2 protein-coding genes are annotated in these 640 nt (G+C 59.8%); both read right to left on the bottom strand.

Going from position 1 to position 640, the window contains the following annotated elements:
* A partial coding sequence (locus tag EOC06_RS43880; RefSeq protein ID WP_245470220.1) for an ABC transporter substrate-binding protein occupies positions 1-462 on the bottom strand: 462 nt, incomplete at its 3' end.
* Positions 459-640, bottom strand: a 182-nt coding sequence (locus tag EOC06_RS40985) for a hypothetical protein (RefSeq protein WP_206631287.1), incomplete at its 5' end; no start/stop codon positions are given. The genes EOC06_RS40985 and EOC06_RS43880, both read right to left, overlap by 4 nt.

Genomic DNA, 640 nt, shown 5'->3' with positions numbered 1-640 from the left:
CTTCAGCACATGAAACGACCAGATCACGTCATCGACGGTGATCGGCTGGCCGTCATGCCATTTGGCGCGCGGATCGAGCCGGTAGGTCGCGGAGGAATAATCATCAGGATATTTGTAGGCATCGGCGATCAGTGGATGGCTGGTGCTGCCTTCATCGGTCGCCTGCTCCATCAGCGTGTCGTAGAGCAGGCCGCCGCCAAACCCGACGAGGCCGGCGGCCGGTGATCCCTGGACGACGTAGGGATTGAAGCTGTCGAATGTACCTGGCACCACCGAATTCAGCGTGCCGCCCTTGGGCGCGTTCGGGTTGACGTAGTCGTAGTGCTGGAAATTGGCGCCGTATTTGGACTCGCCGATCAGCGATGAGGTGGTGCGCCATTCGTCGGCGCGGGCAGCCTGCAATCCCGCCGCCAGAAGGGCAGCCGACAGCAACGACTTGAGAAGCGTTCGGCCAACCGTCATGCACTATCCTCTTTGCAATGCCCGTTCATGGGCAATCTAGATGATTTGGCGCTCGTGAAAACCGCCATGCGCGGCTTTGTCGCCGCCCTATGCGGTTTTCCCAACAAAAAAGCCGGGCTGAACCCGGCTTTTTCAAGGTCGTCGAGATGATATCTGGCTATTGGGCAGGCGCCGGTGC

Origin of the sequence: Mesorhizobium sp. M7A.F.Ca.MR.362.00.0.0, from assembly GCF_004023175.1 — a bacterium.
Lineage (GTDB): Bacteria > Pseudomonadota > Alphaproteobacteria > Rhizobiales > Rhizobiaceae > Mesorhizobium.
This window is presented reverse-complemented; position numbering and strand designations above follow the sequence as displayed.